This is a genomic window from Hydrosulfovibrio ferrireducens (assembly GCF_046883345.1).
Classification (GTDB): domain Bacteria; phylum Desulfobacterota; class Desulfobulbia; order Desulfobulbales; family Desulfurivibrionaceae; genus Thiovibrio; species Thiovibrio ferrireducens.
The window spans coordinates 157864-173284 of record NZ_JALKCW010000013.1 but is presented as its reverse complement, the minus strand read 5'-3'; the positions used below and the strand labels follow the sequence as shown (position 1 = coordinate 173284).

Sequence of the window (15421 nt, the reverse complement as noted above, 5' to 3'; positions counted from 1 at the left end):
CGATCAGGTCTTCCGGCTTTTTGTAATCGGCAATCAGTTGGTCAAGCACTTCTTTGGAAATGGCCATATCTCTCTCCTTGGTTGGGGGCGAACTTTTCTACCCCCGGAATGGCCATTTACACAATCCTTTTTACACCCTCGTTTTTTTAGATGCAGACCTGTTGATCTGGAGTTTTTTCCATGTCCGCCCCAGGCAGAACAATCCGCACCTTTTCCACCAGATGATCCGGAAAATAGCTTTCTTTAGCCTTGCGCAGACCGGGAATCCCCAGGTCCTGCTCCCGGTTGACATAGGTGAATTCAGCAAGGTTCTCTCTGGTAAACCACTGGTTAATCAGTTGGCCCAAGCCATGAAACTGGGACATGGCTTTTTCGAAATGCCAGACCGCGGTTGAGGGGTTGAGCCTCTCGCCCACGGCAAAGGCCTCGATGGTCCCATCAATCCGGATGGCGCCCCCGGTGAGGGGGAATTCCCGGTAGTTCTGCAATGTTTCCACTATTGCCCGATATTCCCCGCACAACCCCGGTTCGGTCTTGCAATCCCGGGCAGCGCACCAGCGGTCCTGCATGGCCAGGCATTCCGGAACTGTTTCTTCGGTGATCATTTCGTACTGGCATTTGTATGCAGCCAAACACTGGTTGATGTGATTTCTCTTTTTGGTGAAATGCCTGCCTGCCAAGGTGGCAAGATCTTCCCTGCGGTAGACATAGTCGGCATTGTCCCGATCCTCGACAACCACTGCCCCGTTTAAAGCAACATCCGGGAGCCTCTCCTTGGGAAAGCGGTCCGCTCCCGCGATCCGGCTGGTGTATTCAGTGAAAACCTCGGGCAGAGAGACCAAGCCCACCGGGTTTCCCAAGATGGCCAGCCCTGTTTTTGTTTCGGCAAAAAAGAGCAGTGACTCCCTGAACTCGTCGACCCAGATCGGTCGGCTATGGCGCCAGGCAAAAAGATTGGTGAAGGTCAGCTCCGAGATCTCAGGGGGGAACCGTCGGAGATATTCCGTAACAGGCTTTCGGTCATCAAGGGTGAGCGGGCGCAAGTTCATGGGGCTCCTGTGAGAGGGTGGTTAGGATCAGTATAGAGGCGTCGCAGGATTCTCGCAATTGATTCCCTTGCCAGGGGGGCGTTGCTTTTCTTGCAAATACGGAGAAATCCGTATAGATTGTGCCTCTTGTGAAAATGGAAAAAGGCCCTTCGACAGGCTCAGGGCGAACGGTAGGTATCTTGAAATCATTATGGTTTCTTCCGTTCATGCTGAGTCCTTCGACGTTGCTCAGGAGAGCCTTATCGAAGTACCATAGAAAAAAGGTGAACAGATGGAAGTGGTGCTTGCCAAGAACGCAGGCTTTTGTATGGGGGTGCGGAGGGCGGTTGATACCACCCTCGGCATGGTCCAGAAGGGCGAGACAACCATTGCCACCTTTGGCCCGCTGATCCACAACCCGCAGGTTCTGAAGCTGCTTGAGGAGCAGGGGGTGAGGATTCTCACTGAGATTCCCTCCCAGGCCAGCGGCGCCATAATCATCCGGGCCCACGGCATTCCCCCTGAACAGAAAAAGAAGCTTGAAGCCACCGGCGCCAGGGTGGAAGATGCCACCTGTCCCCGTGTTCTCAAAGTTCAGGCCATCATTGCCAGATACAAAAAAGAGGGCTTTGCCACGGTGATCATCGGCGACCGTGACCACGCCGAGGTGGAAGGACTCATGGGCTATGCCGGCAACAACGGGCAGGTGGTGAACAGCGAGGCGGATGTGGCGGCCCTGCAACTTGATGGGCCGTACATCATCGTCAGCCAGACCACCCAGGACGAGCGCCTTTTTGAAAGGCTTAAGGAAGCGATCCTGCAAAAATATCCCCAAGGCGAGGTGTTCAACACCATCTGCGATTCCACCCATAAACGGCAGGAAGAGGTCCGCCAGCTCTGTCAGGAAGTCGAGGCGCTGGTGGTGGTGGGTGGCAAGACCAGCGCCAACACCAAGCGGCTGGGAGAGATTGCCGAAAGTCTGGGTTGCCCGGTGTTCATGGTGGAGTCGGAACAGGACCTCGATTCCCAAATGTTGGAGCATTATGGCCGGGTAGGGGTTACGGCTGGGGCCTCCACCCCGAATTGGGTGATCAGCCGGATTGTGGAAGTGTTGGAGAATATAACGGCGAAAACGCCTTGAGAGGGATGAAGTATGCTGAGTTGGTTTAAGAAGAAAATCGGCGGCGCGCAATCACTGCCGCCGGAACAGGGCGCTGGATCAGAAGCCCTCACGCCTGCCGCGGAAGCTTCGGGGCAACAGGAGGATGGGGCCGGCTTTTTCCTGCGGCTCAAGGATGGGTTGTCCCGCACCCGGAAAACCTTTGTCCGTCAGATTGACGCGCTTTTTTTGGGCAAGAAGCAGATCGACGCCGAGCTGCTTGAAGATCTGGAAGAGATTCTGATCATGGCGGATATCGGCGCCAACACCACCCAGGAACTTCTTGAGAAAACCAGGGAGCAGGTGCGGCGAAACGAATTGGCGGATGGGCAGGCCCTCAAAACGGCGCTCAAGGAGATGATCCTCGGCTATCTCATCAATGCGGATCGGCCCGCGGATCTTGCCCTGCCTGCGCAAACCCCCTTTGTCGTCATGGTGCTGGGGGTCAACGGGGTGGGCAAGACCACCACCATCGGCAAGCTGGCCCATAAGTTCACCCAGGCAGGGCAGAAGGTTTTGCTGGTGGCCGCCGACACCTTTCGGGCCGCGGCCAGCGAGCAGTTGCAGATCTGGGGCAAACGGGTCGGGGTGGAGGTTGTGGCCCAGCAGGCCGGAGCTGACCCATCCTCCGTGGTGTTCGATGCCCTGGATTATGCCAAGCCGCGCAATTTTGACGTGGTGCTGGTGGACACGGCCGGCCGCTTGCATACCAAGGTCAATCTCATGGAAGAGCTGAAAAAGATCAAACGGGTCATGGACAAGAAGATCCCGGGCGCGCCCCATGAGATTCTGCTGGTGCTCGACGCCACCACCGGCCAGAACGCCATTTCCCAGGCGCGGTTGTTCAACGAGGCCGTGGATGTCACCGGCCTGGCCCTGACCAAGCTGGACGGCACAGCCAAGGGCGGCATCGTCATCAACATCTGTCACGAGTTCAATATCCCCATCCGTTTCATCGGCATTGGCGAACAGATGGAGGATCTGCGCGATTTCGAGCCGAACGAGTTTGTCGAGGCCCTGTTTGCCGAGGGTGAGGCATGATCGTGTACCGTTCCCATAAGCCCCCGGGGTGTGGCGGGTTTTTACTGGTTGCTGCCCTGCTTCTGTTTCTCATGGGCGGCGCCCCCCTCATCCTTGATGTGCTGGGATTTCTCTTTTTTACCGGGGTCTTCCTGGTGCTCATGGTCTTTGTCGGGATATGGGGCTTCTCCCAGTACATCCGGCGCATGGCGAGCCGGTACGAACGATCCCAGACCGAAAGCCACAACCAGTTCGTCTTTCTGCTGGTCAATATCCTGATCCGCATTGCCCAGGCGGACGGGGTGGTCACCAAAGCCGAGCTTGCTCCCATTGAGAATTTTTTCCGCGTGCATCTTCGCTACAACCAGAGCCAGATGTACTGGGTGCGCGACCTGATTCAGGACGCGCTTGCCTCCAAGGCCTCCCTCGAAGCGATGCTGGCCGAGTTCAAGAGCCATTTTGCCTACGAGCCCCGGCTGATCCTGGTGGAGCTGATCTATCAGGTGCTCTACACCAATGATCAGGTCTCTCCTCAGGAACTGGCCATGGTGCAGACCATTGCCGATTTTCTCGAGATTGCCGCCCACGATCACCACGCCATCCGCAGCAAGTACGTCGGCCCCGGCCATGGCCGCACCTTCCCCGGCCAGGGGAGGAGCGAGCGCCAGTACTATGAAATTCTCGGCCTTGAGCCGGGGGCAACGCCTGAACAGATTAAAAGTGCCTACCGGAAGCTGAGCATGCAGTATCACCCGGACAAGGTGGCGCATCTGGGCGAGGAGTTCCGGAGGGTGGCCGAGGAGAAGATGAAAGAGCTGAATGAGGCGTACCAACACCTGAAGAAAACAGCCTGATCAGGGGAGGGACAACCGTGAACATCCTTGTCCTTGAGCCCTATTACGGCGGCTCCCACCGGAGTTTTCTCTCCGGCCTGATCCACCATCTTCCCCATAACTTTGACCTGCTGACCCTTCCGGCCCACAGTTGGAAATGGCGGATGCGTCTTGCTGCCCCGCATTTCGCCGCGGTTCTCGCTGAAGATCCGCGCTATGCCGGCAAAACCTTTGACCGGATTCTCTGTTCCTCCCTGGTCGATGTCGCTGCCTTGCGCGGCTTGCTGCCGCCACATTTGCGTGGGGTTCCGTTTCTTACCTATTTCCACGAAAACCAGTTCGCCTATCCGGTGCAGGTGACCGAACCGCGGGATGTGCATTTCGGCTTGACCAATCTCACCACCGCCCTGGCTTCGGACAGGATTGCCTTCAATTCCCACTATAATCTGGATTCTTTCCTCGCCGGTTGCCGGGAGCTTGTGGACAAGATGCCGGACATGTCCTTGTCCGGTTACGAAGAAACGATCCGCGCCAAGGCGGCCATTCTCCATCCGGGCCTGAATTTCAGCGGGGTTGATTCGTGCAAGGACGAGAGGCGGACGGGCAAGGGAACGGTGCTGGTCTGGAACCACCGTTGGGAGCACGACAAAAATCCGGAATTGTTTTTCAATACCCTGTACGAGCTGGCCGGGCAGGGGGTTCCCTTTAGCCTGATCGTGCTGGGCGAGTCCTTCCGGAATCAGCCCCAGGTTTTTGCCCAGGCAAGAGAGCGGCTTTCCGGGCGGATACTGCATTTCGGCTATGCGGAAGACCGGCAGGAGTATTGCCGGTTACTGTGTCAGGGGGATCTTGTGGTTTCCACCGCCAACCATGAGTTCTATGGCATGGCCGTGCTTGAGGCGGTGCGTGCAGGCTGCCGTCCCCTGGTGCCGGATCGTCTGTCCTACCGAGAACTTTTTGCCCCACTCTTTCGCTACGGGGATGTTGACTTTACCGGGAAACTCCTGGCTGCCATGGCGGCGGGAAGGCTCACGGAGGATGAGGCGCATGCCATGACCAGCGGGCTTTCCTGGCCGGAACAGGCCGCTGGTTATAGCCAATGGCTTGAAGCGCAGGGTTAACAGGGGGCGGAGTCGCCGAAGTTTTTTGAAAGGAATTCACATTCGGCCGGGGAGAGATCAAACCGGATCTCCGCTTCCCGGATCACCGCACCCCTTTTTTTCTGCGGATTATGGAGCAACTCTTCGCTCATCCAGCAGATGGCTTTTTTTACCTTGTCGCCCCCGGTCGGTCCCTTGCAGTCGCATCCCATGTCCGTTCTCCTTTATACAGGCTTCACGATGATTCCGCCCAGGGGCGGGACCGAGACCATGATATGGCACGGCGCTTCGCCGAAGGGCTCGGCAATGGCCTGCTTGCGGTCCGGGTTGAACACGTTGCTGCCGCCGAACTCGGCGGTGTCGGTGGAGAGGATCTCCTGGTACCAGCCCGGTGCAGGCACCCCGAGTTTATAGTCGTGCAGCACCTGGGGGGTGAAGTTGAGCAGGCAGACCACATGATCCTTGGGGTCTTTGCCCTGGCGGCAGAAGGCGATGATGCTGTTGTCCACGTCCCTGAAATCCATCCAGCGAAAGCCGTCGAAGGAAAAATCGACCTCCCAGAGGGGACGGGTCTCCTTGTACACCGCGTTCAACTGCTGGACGAATTTCTGCAACTGTTGGTGCATGGTGTTTTGCTCGGTCAGATGCCAGTCCAGGCTCACCTTGCAGTACCATTCGGAGATCTGGCCGAATTCAGCCCCCATGAACAGGAGCTTCTTGCCCGGATGGGTCCAGAGGAAGAAGAAGAGCAACCGCAGGTTGGCGAATTTCTGCCACATGTCGCCGGGCATCTTGAAGAGCAGGGAGCGCTTGCCATGCACCACCTCGTCGTGGGACATGGGCAGGATGAAGTTTTCGGTGAAGGCGTAGAGCAGGGAAAAGGTCAGGGCGTTGTGGTGGTATTTGCGGAAGATCGGCTCCTTGCTGAAATAGCCCAGGATGTCGTTCATCCAGCCCATGTTCCACTTGTAGCCAAAGCCTAAGCCCCCCCAGTTCAGGGGCTTGGAAACCCCGAAGAAGCTGGTTGATTCCTCGGCGATCATCAGAGCCTCGGGAAAGCGGCCGTAGATGATGGCGTTCATGTGCTTGATGAACTCGATGGCATCGATGTTTTCCTTGCCGCCGTAAATGTTGGGGATCCATTCCCCTTCGTTGCGGGCATAATCGAGATAGAGCATGGAGGCCACCGCATCGACCCGCAACCCGTCGATGTGGAACTTGTCCATCCAGAAGAGGGCGTTGGCAATGAGGAAGTTCTGCACCTCCTTGCGGCCGTAGTTGAAAATCAGGGTGCCCCACTCGGGATGCGCGCCCTGCCTGGGGTCTTCATGCTCATACAGCGCGGTGCCGTCAAAGCGGCTCAAGGCATGGCCGTCGGAGGGAAAATGCGACGGCACCCAGTCGAGGATAACGCCGATCCCGTTTTGATGGCACTGGTCCACGAAGTACATGAAATCCTGGGGCGTGCCGTGGCGGCTGGTCACGGCGAAATAGCCGGTGACCTGATACCCCCAGGATTCATCCAGGGGATGCTCCATGATGGGCATCAGTTCGATATGGGTAAAGCCCATCTCCTTGACGTATGGGATCAGGGAGCCGGCCAGCTCCTGATAGGAGAGCAGCCTTGTGGGGTCTGCCGGATCGCGCCGCCAGGAACCCAGATGGACCTCGTAGGTGGACATGGGCTGGTCGTAGCTTCTTAATTTTTTGCGCTTTTTGAGCCAGGCTGCGTCATTCCAGGCATAGCCGTCCAACCCCCAGACAATCGAGGCGGTTTTGGGCCGGATCTCCGAGAAAAACTGGAAGGGGTCGGCCTTTTCGAGCAGCGCGTCCTGCTGGGTCTTGACCTCGTATTTGTAGGGCTCTCCCTGGCCGATGTCCGGAATGAACAGCTCCCAGACGCCGGAATGGCCCAAAACCCGCATCTGATGGACCCTGCCGTCCCAGTAATTGAAATTGCCTAAGATGCTGACCCTTTTGGCGCTCGGCGCCCAGACGCGGAAGATGGTGCCGCTGACGCCGTCGATGGTGACGAGCTGCGCGCCAAGGGTGTTGTAGATTTCGTAGTTGGTGCCGTTGTTGAAAAGATAGCGGTCGTATTCGGACATCTGGGGGAGAAAACGGTACGGATCCTTGAACACATGGTGGTGCTCATCGTAGAAGGATGCTTCAAACTCATAGGGGAAAGGCTCGTTACAATTGGTGATGACAATTTCGAAAAAGCCTTCGGGCCTGGTCTTGTACATCTCCTTTCGTTCTCCGCCGGCTATCAGCCAGCAGGTGTTGGCGTTGGGCTGGAAGGTTCTGATGACCGAGGAGGCGCCGTCGTGGTCCAGAACGTGGAAGCCCAGAACCTGAAAGGGGTCGTGGTGTTCGGAGGCAATGATCCGGTTGATTTCGGAATTTATATCACAGTTCATATGCGTGGCTTCTGTCTGTAGGGGTTATTGGCTTTCGCAAGTTGCCGCACGAGCGGCTAGGGGGCCGTTAGTACTAAAATAATGCCGTCATCGTATGTAACCAAACGGCATAAAAAACCGTAACGAAAAGGTCAAAAAGGCGCAGACCCTTTCGTAACGGTTTCTAAATTCTAGCACGGATCAGTAAGGAAACTCCAACTCTTTTCCGGAACCGGGCTAAATTTGTTGGAAGTACGGGATTTCTTGACTGACAGCCCGGGCAGGTGCTAAGTTGCAGGCGGATTTAAACCGGTCGCTACGGCGATCAACGACACGCAACGCAACCATGGGGCTTTCTCCCGGATGATTGAAACCCTGCAAGGCTATTTTCTCATTGCCACCCCCCAGATGGAAGACCCCCGTTTTGCCGGCAAGGTTGTCTATCTCTGCGCCCATAACGACGACGGAGCCATGGGATTGGTGGTGAACGAGCCCATTACCGATATCAGCCTGGCGGATGTTTTCAAGAGCGCCGATATCCCGCTGCCGCCCGGGCTGATGCCTACGGTGTATCTGGGCGGGCCGGTGGAGGTGGCAAACGCCTTTTTTCTCTACAGCTCCGAGTATCGGGCAGAGCATTTTTTGGCGGTGAGCAAGTCCGTTCATCTCACCAGTGACCCGCGGCTGCTCTATGATCTCGCCGCAGGCCAGGGGCCGCGGAATCTGCTGGTGGCCCTGGGCTATTCCGGCTGGGGGCCTGGACAGCTTGAAGCAGAACTCACCGTGGACGGGTGGCTTACTCTGCCCGCGGATGACGACATCATTTTTCATACGCCGGACAGGTTGCGGTGGCAAAAGGCGGCCCAGCGGCACGGCATCGATATCGCCCTGTTCGGCGATGTGGTTGGTTCGGCCTGAATGACCGGAAGCAAGCAGAATACGGGGGGCGCCCGTGATTTTTTATTATTGACCCGGCGATTAAACACGTCATGCCGAATGCTTTAGTCGGGCATCCACTCCCTTGGATTCCCGCCTTCGCGGGAATGACGGTTTAGATATTTAAGCAACGAAGCAATTGGAAAAACTATGACGCACATCTCGCAATTTCTTGGGGAAGAAGCCGATCTCGGCCCGGAAAAACGCATCGCCATCCTCTCCGCGCCGCTGGCCTCCTCGGTGAGCTGGCTGGGCGGCACCGAGCTCGGGCCGCAGGCGATCATCGACGCTTCCCCGGCCCTGGAGGTGTTTGATGACGAGCTGTTGGCCGAGACCGTGCGGCTCGGCATCGCCACCCGGCCGGTGCCGGATTTCACAGGCCTTGCCGCAGCCGAGGCCTGCCGCCGGATCCAGGCTGGAGTGGCTGCCGAACTTGCGGGGGGGATGTTCCCGGTGTTGCTCGGCGGCGAGCACACCGTGACCGTGCCCGCGGTCAAGGCGTGTCTGGCGAAATACCCGGATTTGCATGTGGTGCAGATCGATGCCCACCTTGATCTGCGCGACCAGTATGATGACAACCCCGACAGCCATGCCTGCGTCATGCGACGGCTCGACGAATTGGGAGTTCCCTTTACCCAGGTCGGCATCCGCTCCTTTTCCAAGGAGGAATACGCGCTCGTCCAGGCCAAGGGGTGGCGCCCATTTTTCATGCACCGCATCCATGCCGAAGCGGATTGGATCGAACAGGTCTGCGCCGAAATCAAGGGGCCGGTGTATTTCACCTGCGATGTGGACGGGTTGGACCCGGCGATCATGCCGGCCACCGGCACCCCGGAGCCCGACGGTCTGAGCTGGCGGCAAACCATCGGCCTGCTGCGGGCGCTTGCCGCCAAGCATCGCATCGTGGGCATGGATTGTGTCGAGTTCTCGCCGCGTCCCGGTGCGGAGCATGCGGCCTTTACCGTGGCCAAGCTGATCTACCGGACCCTGGGGTATGTCTTTCAATCGAAGGCGCCATGAGCGAAAACCAGAATCCAGAACAGAAAGCCCGCGACGCCATTGATGCCCTGTTGCGACAGGCGGGCTGGTCGGTGCAGCACAGCAAAAAAATCGACCTGGCCGCCGGGGTTGGTCAGGCGGTGCGGGAGTATCAGACCGATGTCGGCCCGGCGGATTATGTGCTCTTTGTCGATCACAAGGCCGTGGGGGTTGTCGAGGCAAAACGCGCCGAGGAAGGGCAGCGGCTTACCACCCATGAATCCCAGACCGATGGCTATGCCACGGCCACACTCAGATGGGTTAATAACAAGGAGCCCTTGCCCTTTCTCTATGAAAGCACCGGCATCCTGACCCGCTTTACCAACCGTTTCGACCCTAGGCCCCGTTCCCGCGAGGTCTTCAGCTTCCACCGCCCCGAAACCCTCAAGGAATGGCTGGCCCAGGGCAGCAGCCTGCGCGAGCGGTTGCAGCACCTTCCGTTGCTCAACCCGGATCACCTGCCTGCCAAGGAGTTGCGGTTGCGCGATTGCCAGGAAATCGCCATTGCCAATCTGGAAGCCTCCTTCAAGGCCGACCGCCCCCGGGCTCTGATCCAGATGGCCACCGGCGCGGGCAAGACCTACACCGCCATCACCGCCATCTATCGGTTGCTCAAACACGCCCACGGCAAACGGGTCCTCTTTTTGGTGGATACCAAAAACCTCGGCGAGCAGGCGGAGCAGGAGATGATGTCCTACACGCCGCTCGACGACAACCGCAAGTTCACCGAGCTCTACAACGTGCAGCGGCTCAAATCCTCCTTCGTTGCCAAGGACAGCCAGGTCTGCATCAGCACCATCCAGCGGCTCTACTCCATTCTCAAGGATACCCCGCTGGATGAGGCTGCCGAGGAGATCAACCCGGCGGAGCTGGCCCAGCCCAAAACGCCCATGCCGGTGGTGTACAACGAAAAGGTTCCGCCGGAGTTTTTCGATTTCATCTTCATCGACGAGTGCCACCGCTCCATCTACAACCTGTGGCAGCAGGTGCTCGACTACTTCGACGCCAGCCTGATCGGCCTTACCGCCACGCCGGACAACCGCACCTACGGCTTTTTCAAGAAGAACGTGGTCAGCGATTACAGCCACGAAAAGGCAGTGGCCGACGGCGTCAACGTGGGCAATGAGATCTATGTCATCGAAACCGAGATCACCCAACAGGGCGCGAAGATCAGCGCCCGCCAGCAGGTGGAAAAGCGCGAAAAGCTCACCCGCCGAAGGCGCTGGGAGCAGCAGGACGAGGACGAGGCCTATTCCGCCACCCAGTTGGACCGCCACATCGTCAACCCCGATCAGATCCGCACCGTCATCCGCGCTTTTCGCAACAAACTGCCGGAGATTTTCCCCGGCCGCACCGAGGTGCCTAAGACCCTGATCTTCGCCAAGACCGACAGCCACGCCGACGACATCATCCAGACGGTGCGCGAGGAGTTCGACGAGGGCAACGCCTTCTGTAAAAAGCTCACCTACAAGAGCGAGGAAGACCCCAAGTCGGTTTTGCAACAATTCCGTAATGAGTACCACCCGCGCATCGCCGTCACCGTGGACATGATCGCCACCGGCACCGATGTCAAGCCGCTGGAATGCCTGCTCTTCATGCGCGACGTGAAAAGCCGCAACTACTTCGAGCAGATGAAGGGGCGGGGCACCCGCACCCTGGAGATGGACGACCTGAAAAAGGTCACCCCCTCGGCAATCAGCGCCAAGACCCACTATGTGATCGTCGATGCCATCGGCGTAACCAAATCGCTCAAGACCGCCAGCCAGCCGCTGATCACCAAGCCCAGCGTGCCGCTGAAAGACCTGGCCATGAGCGTGATGATGGGGGCCAGCGATGCAGACACGGTGAGTTCCCTGGCCGGCCGGTTGGCCCGGCTCAACAAGCAACTGAACCCGGATGAGCAGCGGCAAATCCGGGAGGCTGCCGGAGGCATGGAGCTGACCCAGCTCATCGGCAAGCTGTTCGGGGCCATCGACGGTGACAACATCGAGGCCCGAGCCCTGGAGCTGACGGGTCTGCCCGCAGGCAGCGACCCCGGCGACGACAAACGGGAGCAGGCGCAACAGCAACTGGTGCGCGAAGCGGCCCGGGTGCTGAACGGCGATCTGGTGGAACTCATCGATACCATCCGCCGCGACAAGGAACAGACCATTGACCACGACAACCTCGATACGGTGTTGCGCGCCGAGTGGGACAAGGATGCAGCCAACAACGCCCAGGCCCTTACCGACGAGTTTGCCGAGTACCTGAAAGCCAACCAGGACAAGATCGCGGCCCTTACCATCTTCTTCAGCCAGCCGTACCGGAGGCGCGAACTGAGCTTCGAGCTGATCCGCCAGGTGCTGGACAAGCTGAAAAGCGACAAGCCCAAGCTCGCCCCCCTGCGGGTCTGGCAGGCGTACCGCCAGCTCGACGATTACCAGGGCGCCCAGCCCATCAGCGAACTCACCGCCCTGGTCGCCCTGATCCGCCGCGTCTGCGGCATGGATGCCAGGCTGGCCACCTTCGACGACACCGTGCGCCGCAACTTCCAGAACTGGATTATGCAGCACCATTCCGGCTCCGGCGAAAAATTCAACGAAGCCCAGATGGAGTGGCTGCGCATGGTCCGTGACCATGTGGCCAACTCCTTTCATATCGAGCGCGACGATCTGGAGATGTCGCCCTTTGACGGGCAGGGCGGGCTGGGCAGGATGTACCAGTTGTTTGGGGCGCGGATGGATACGCTGCTGGATGAGTTGAATGAAGTGCTGGTGGCGTGAGTATGAAAACGACATACCCTCAAAGTTGGGCGGTCCAGAAACTTGGTGATGTGATGGATGTCCAAGGCGGAAGTCAGCCACCAAAATCCGAATTCATCTATGAACCTCATGGCGATTTTGTTCAATTGCTGCAAATACGAGATTTTGGTGAAAAGACGGTCCCGACCTATGTCCCAAAGAATAAAGTAACCAAGTTTTGTACGAAAGATGACGTGTTAATTGCAAGGTATGGCGCTTCTCTTGGGAGAATCTTAACCGGGTTGGAGGGTGCGTATAACGTTGCACTCGCCAAAACCATTTTTGACAAGAGGCTGTTCTTTAATAAGTATTTATTTTACTTATTGAAGACGTCGGTTCTCCAATCGCCTCTGAAAATGATTTCGCGATCTGCCCAAAATGGATTTGCTAAGCATGAAATTGCGCATGCCCAATTACCCATTCCCCCGCTCAACGAACAACACCGCATCGTCGCCAAGATCGAGGAGCTGTTTTCCGAGCTGGACAAGGGCATCGAGAACCTGAAAACCGCCCAGGCGCAGCTCAAGGTGTATCGCCAGGCCTTGCTGAAACACGCCTTCGAGGGCAAACTCACCGCCCAGTGGCGCGCGGAGAATTCCGTCATTCCCGCGCAGGCGGGAATCCATTCAAACGAAAAGCTGGATTCCCGCCTGCGCGGGAATGACAGTATGGGGGGCGGGAATGACCGGAGGGTTGAAACCGCCGAGGCCTTGCTCAAGCGCATCCAGCAGGAACGCGGCCAACGCTTTCAGCAACAACTCGCCGACTGGGAAGCCGCAGGCAAACAGGGCAGCAAGCCTAAAGCCCCGAAACCCCTGGAACCGCTCACCGCCGAAGAACTGGATGAATTGCCTGAATTGCCGGAGGGGTGGGGGTGGGAAAAGCTTGGAAATATTGCGGAGTTAATTGGAGGCGTTACAAAAGGAAAAAATCTTGATGGAAAAGAAAAAATATCTCTGCCATATCTGCGGGTTGCAAATGTCCAGGACGGATACCTCGATTTAACGGAGATTAAGAATATTGAAGTTGAAACGCGGGACAAAGACAAATATCTATTGGAATTCGGTGATGTTCTTTACACTGAAGGTGGAGACAAAGATAAGCTTGGCAGGGGCGCAGTGTGGCGCAGTCAGATTGAGGCATGCATTCACCAAAACCACATTTTTAGGGCTCGGGTATTTGGTGGTGTAATTATCCCCGAAATTCTTTCGCTATACTCCCAGACAAAAAGCGCGAAGAAATATTTCTTTCGACACGCCAAGCAAACGACAAACTTGGCGTCAATCAACTTAACTGTATTGGCAAATTTGCCGGTAGTCATTGTTTGTCAAAGTGAGCAAAAACAAATCTTGCTAGAAATCGAAGCGCGCCTTTCCGAAGTTGACCAACTCGACCAAACCATCACCACCTCCCTGCAACAAGCCGAAGCCCTGCGCCAATCCATCCTGAAAAAAGCTTTCTCCGGCCAACTGGTGGAACAAGACCCGCATGACGAACCCGCCTCGGCCCTGCTGGCGCGGATCAAGGCGGAGCGGGCAGTAGGTGCAAAAAATGCACATACTGCCGCCAAGTCCCACAAGACGGCAGGGAGGAAGTAATATGCAAGAAATGCATATTGCAAATTTGAACTATACGGAATTTCCGTATAGTTGCCTAATAGTGAGGTGAAGCCATGAGCCAAATAGAAGCGCAAGTCGCTATTTATCAGACTGCAGATGGTCAAGTACAGCTTGATGTGACGCTTGAGCAGGATACGGTGTGGCTATCGCAGGGGCAGATGGTGGAGTTGTTTGGGCGGGATGTTTCAGTTATTTCGCGCCATATTAGCAACGCCTTAACTGAAGGGGAAATTTCCCAAAAAAGCAATTTGCAAAAAATGCAAATTGCAAATTCCGACAGGCCGGTCGTTTTTTATGACCTTGATGTTGTCATCTCGGTCGGTTATCGCATCAAATCGGAACGTGGTGTGCAATTCAGACGTTGGGCAACCAATGTGCTGAGGCAACATCTGGTGCAAGGCTATACCCTGAACACCCAACGTCTGCAAACCCAGCAAGAACATATCAAGCAGCTTGAGCGAACCCTGACCCTGTTTCAGCAAAATCTGATCGAGCAGGCCAGCCTGCCGGAGGCGCGCGGGCTGGTGAGCGTGATTGCCGGGTATGCCCGCACCTTTGTGCTGCTCAACCAGTTCGACAGCGAGCGGCTGCCGCTGGGTGATTTTGCCACGGCGATACGCTATGAAATTCAGCCTGCGGAAGCGGTGGCGGGCATTGCCGCGCTCAAGGCGGATTTGATGGCGAAAAACGAAGCCTCCGAGCTTTTTGGCAACCAAAAGGACGACAGTTTTGCCGGTATTCTCGGCAACATCGTGCAGTCGTTTGGCGGGGAGTTTCTTTATCCCAGCATCGAGGAGCAGGCTGCGCATCTGCTGTATTTCGTCATCAAGAATCATCCGTTTTCCGACGGCAACAAACGCATCGGCGCCTTTCTGTTTATCTGGTTTTTGCAGCGCAACCAGCACCATCTCAAAACCGACGGCGAGTTGAAGATCAACGACAACGCCCTGGCGGCAATCGCCTTGCTGGTGGCGCAAAGCGATCCCGGCCAAAAACAACTGATGATTCATTTGATCATGAATCTGATTCGAGGTTAAGACATGCACAAAATACAAATAATCCGTCATTCCCGCGCAGGCGGGAATCCAGCTTTTAAACCGAATGGCTTCCCACCTGCGCGGGAATGACGGGCGTTTTATGGAAAAACACCCTGCGGTTTATATTCTGACGAGCGGATATAATGGCACGCTTTATATCGGTGTAACCAGCAATCTTGTGTAGCGCATTTGGCAGCACAAAAATGATCTGGTTGAAGGATTTGCAGAGAAATATGCGGTTCATTCACTGGCGTATTACGAATTTCATGAACAGATGCTGTTAGCGATTCAGCGAGAGAAGCAGCTCAAGAAATGGAACAGGCAATGGAAAATAAATTTGATCGAGAAGACGAATCCGACATGGAAAGATTTGTGGGAAGAGTTGCTTTAAACAGAGCAGTCATTCAAAAACTGGATTCCCGCCTGCGCGGGAATGACGGGCATAGTGGACGGAATGACAGCCTATTCGAGG

The 15421-nt window shown here is 56.6% G+C and carries 13 protein-coding genes; 10 read left to right on the top strand and 3 right to left on the bottom strand.

Features of this window, described 5'->3' with window-relative positions:
- Positions 1-146: 146 nt before the first annotated feature.
- Positions 147-1049, bottom strand: coding sequence for a DUF2156 domain-containing protein (locus tag MWR57_RS06615; RefSeq protein WP_423124013.1), 903 nt, complete (start codon positions 1047-1049; stop codon positions 147-149).
- Positions 1050-1320: 271 nt separating this feature from the next.
- On the opposite strand from MWR57_RS06615, the gene ispH reads away from it, so the two are divergent.
- From ispH to MWR57_RS06595, 4 genes are read left to right on the top strand one after another with little or no spacing between them, the layout of a single operon-like run.
- Positions 1321-2169, top strand: a complete 849-nt coding sequence (gene ispH / locus MWR57_RS06610; RefSeq protein WP_423124012.1) for a 4-hydroxy-3-methylbut-2-enyl diphosphate reductase — start codon at positions 1321-1323, stop codon at positions 2167-2169.
- A 12-nt stretch (positions 2170-2181) separates the two neighbouring features.
- Positions 2182-3228 (top strand): signal recognition particle-docking protein FtsY, encoded by a 1047-nt coding sequence (ftsY, locus tag MWR57_RS06605; RefSeq protein ID WP_423124011.1) that lies wholly within the window; start codon positions 2182-2184, stop codon positions 3226-3228.
- Entirely contained in the window at positions 3225-4061 is an 837-nt protein-coding gene (locus MWR57_RS06600) for a J domain-containing protein (RefSeq protein ID WP_423124010.1), read from the top strand. Before ftsY ends, MWR57_RS06600 begins: the two co-directional genes overlap by 4 nt.
- Positions 4062-4078: 17 nt before the next feature.
- Complete coding sequence (locus tag MWR57_RS06595) at positions 4079-5161, top strand: tRNA-queuosine alpha-mannosyltransferase domain-containing protein (protein WP_423124009.1); 1083 nt, start codon at positions 4079-4081, stop codon at positions 5159-5161.
- On the opposite strand, the gene MWR57_RS06590 is transcribed toward MWR57_RS06595, so the two are convergent.
- Both MWR57_RS06590 and glgB read right to left on the bottom strand, forming a co-directional pair.
- Positions 5158-5352, bottom strand: a complete 195-nt coding sequence (locus MWR57_RS06590) for a hypothetical protein (protein WP_423124008.1) — start codon at positions 5350-5352, stop codon at positions 5158-5160. The genes MWR57_RS06595 and MWR57_RS06590 overlap by 4 nt on opposite strands.
- A gap of 12 nt (positions 5353-5364) precedes the next feature.
- Positions 5365-7560 carry a 1,4-alpha-glucan branching protein GlgB gene (glgB, locus tag MWR57_RS06585; protein WP_423124007.1) on the bottom strand — a complete coding sequence of 732 codons (2196 nt, stop codon included), beginning with the start codon at positions 7558-7560 and terminating at the stop codon, positions 5365-5367.
- A 342-nt stretch (positions 7561-7902) separates the two neighbouring features.
- Here glgB and MWR57_RS06580 point away from each other — a divergent pair, with 342 nt between their 5' ends.
- The 6 genes from MWR57_RS06580 to MWR57_RS06555 all read left to right on the top strand — a co-directional run bounded on the left by MWR57_RS06580 (position 7903) and on the right by MWR57_RS06555 (position 15340).
- On the top strand, positions 7903-8457 hold the full coding sequence (locus tag MWR57_RS06580) for a YqgE/AlgH family protein (RefSeq protein WP_423124006.1): 555 nt from the start codon (positions 7903-7905) through the stop codon (positions 8455-8457).
- Between the two features lie 168 nt (positions 8458-8625).
- Entirely contained in the window at positions 8626-9495 is an 870-nt protein-coding gene (speB, locus tag MWR57_RS06575; RefSeq protein WP_423124005.1) for an agmatinase, read from the top strand.
- Positions 9492-12275, top strand: coding sequence for a type I restriction endonuclease subunit R (locus MWR57_RS06570; protein ID WP_423124004.1), 2784 nt, complete (start codon positions 9492-9494; stop codon positions 12273-12275). Before speB ends, MWR57_RS06570 begins: the two co-directional genes overlap by 4 nt.
- A gap of 2 nt (positions 12276-12277) precedes the next feature.
- A complete protein-coding gene (locus MWR57_RS06565) occupies positions 12278-13891 on the top strand; it encodes a restriction endonuclease subunit S (RefSeq protein ID WP_423124003.1) in 1614 nt (537 codons plus the stop codon).
- A 74-nt stretch (positions 13892-13965) separates the two neighbouring features.
- Complete coding sequence (locus MWR57_RS06560) at positions 13966-14949, top strand: virulence RhuM family protein/type II toxin-antitoxin system death-on-curing family toxin (protein WP_423124002.1); 984 nt, start codon at positions 13966-13968, stop codon at positions 14947-14949.
- Between the two features lie 187 nt (positions 14950-15136).
- Entirely contained in the window at positions 15137-15340 is a 204-nt protein-coding gene (locus tag MWR57_RS06555; RefSeq protein WP_423124015.1) for a GIY-YIG nuclease family protein, read from the top strand.
- Positions 15341-15421 lie beyond the last annotated feature (81 nt).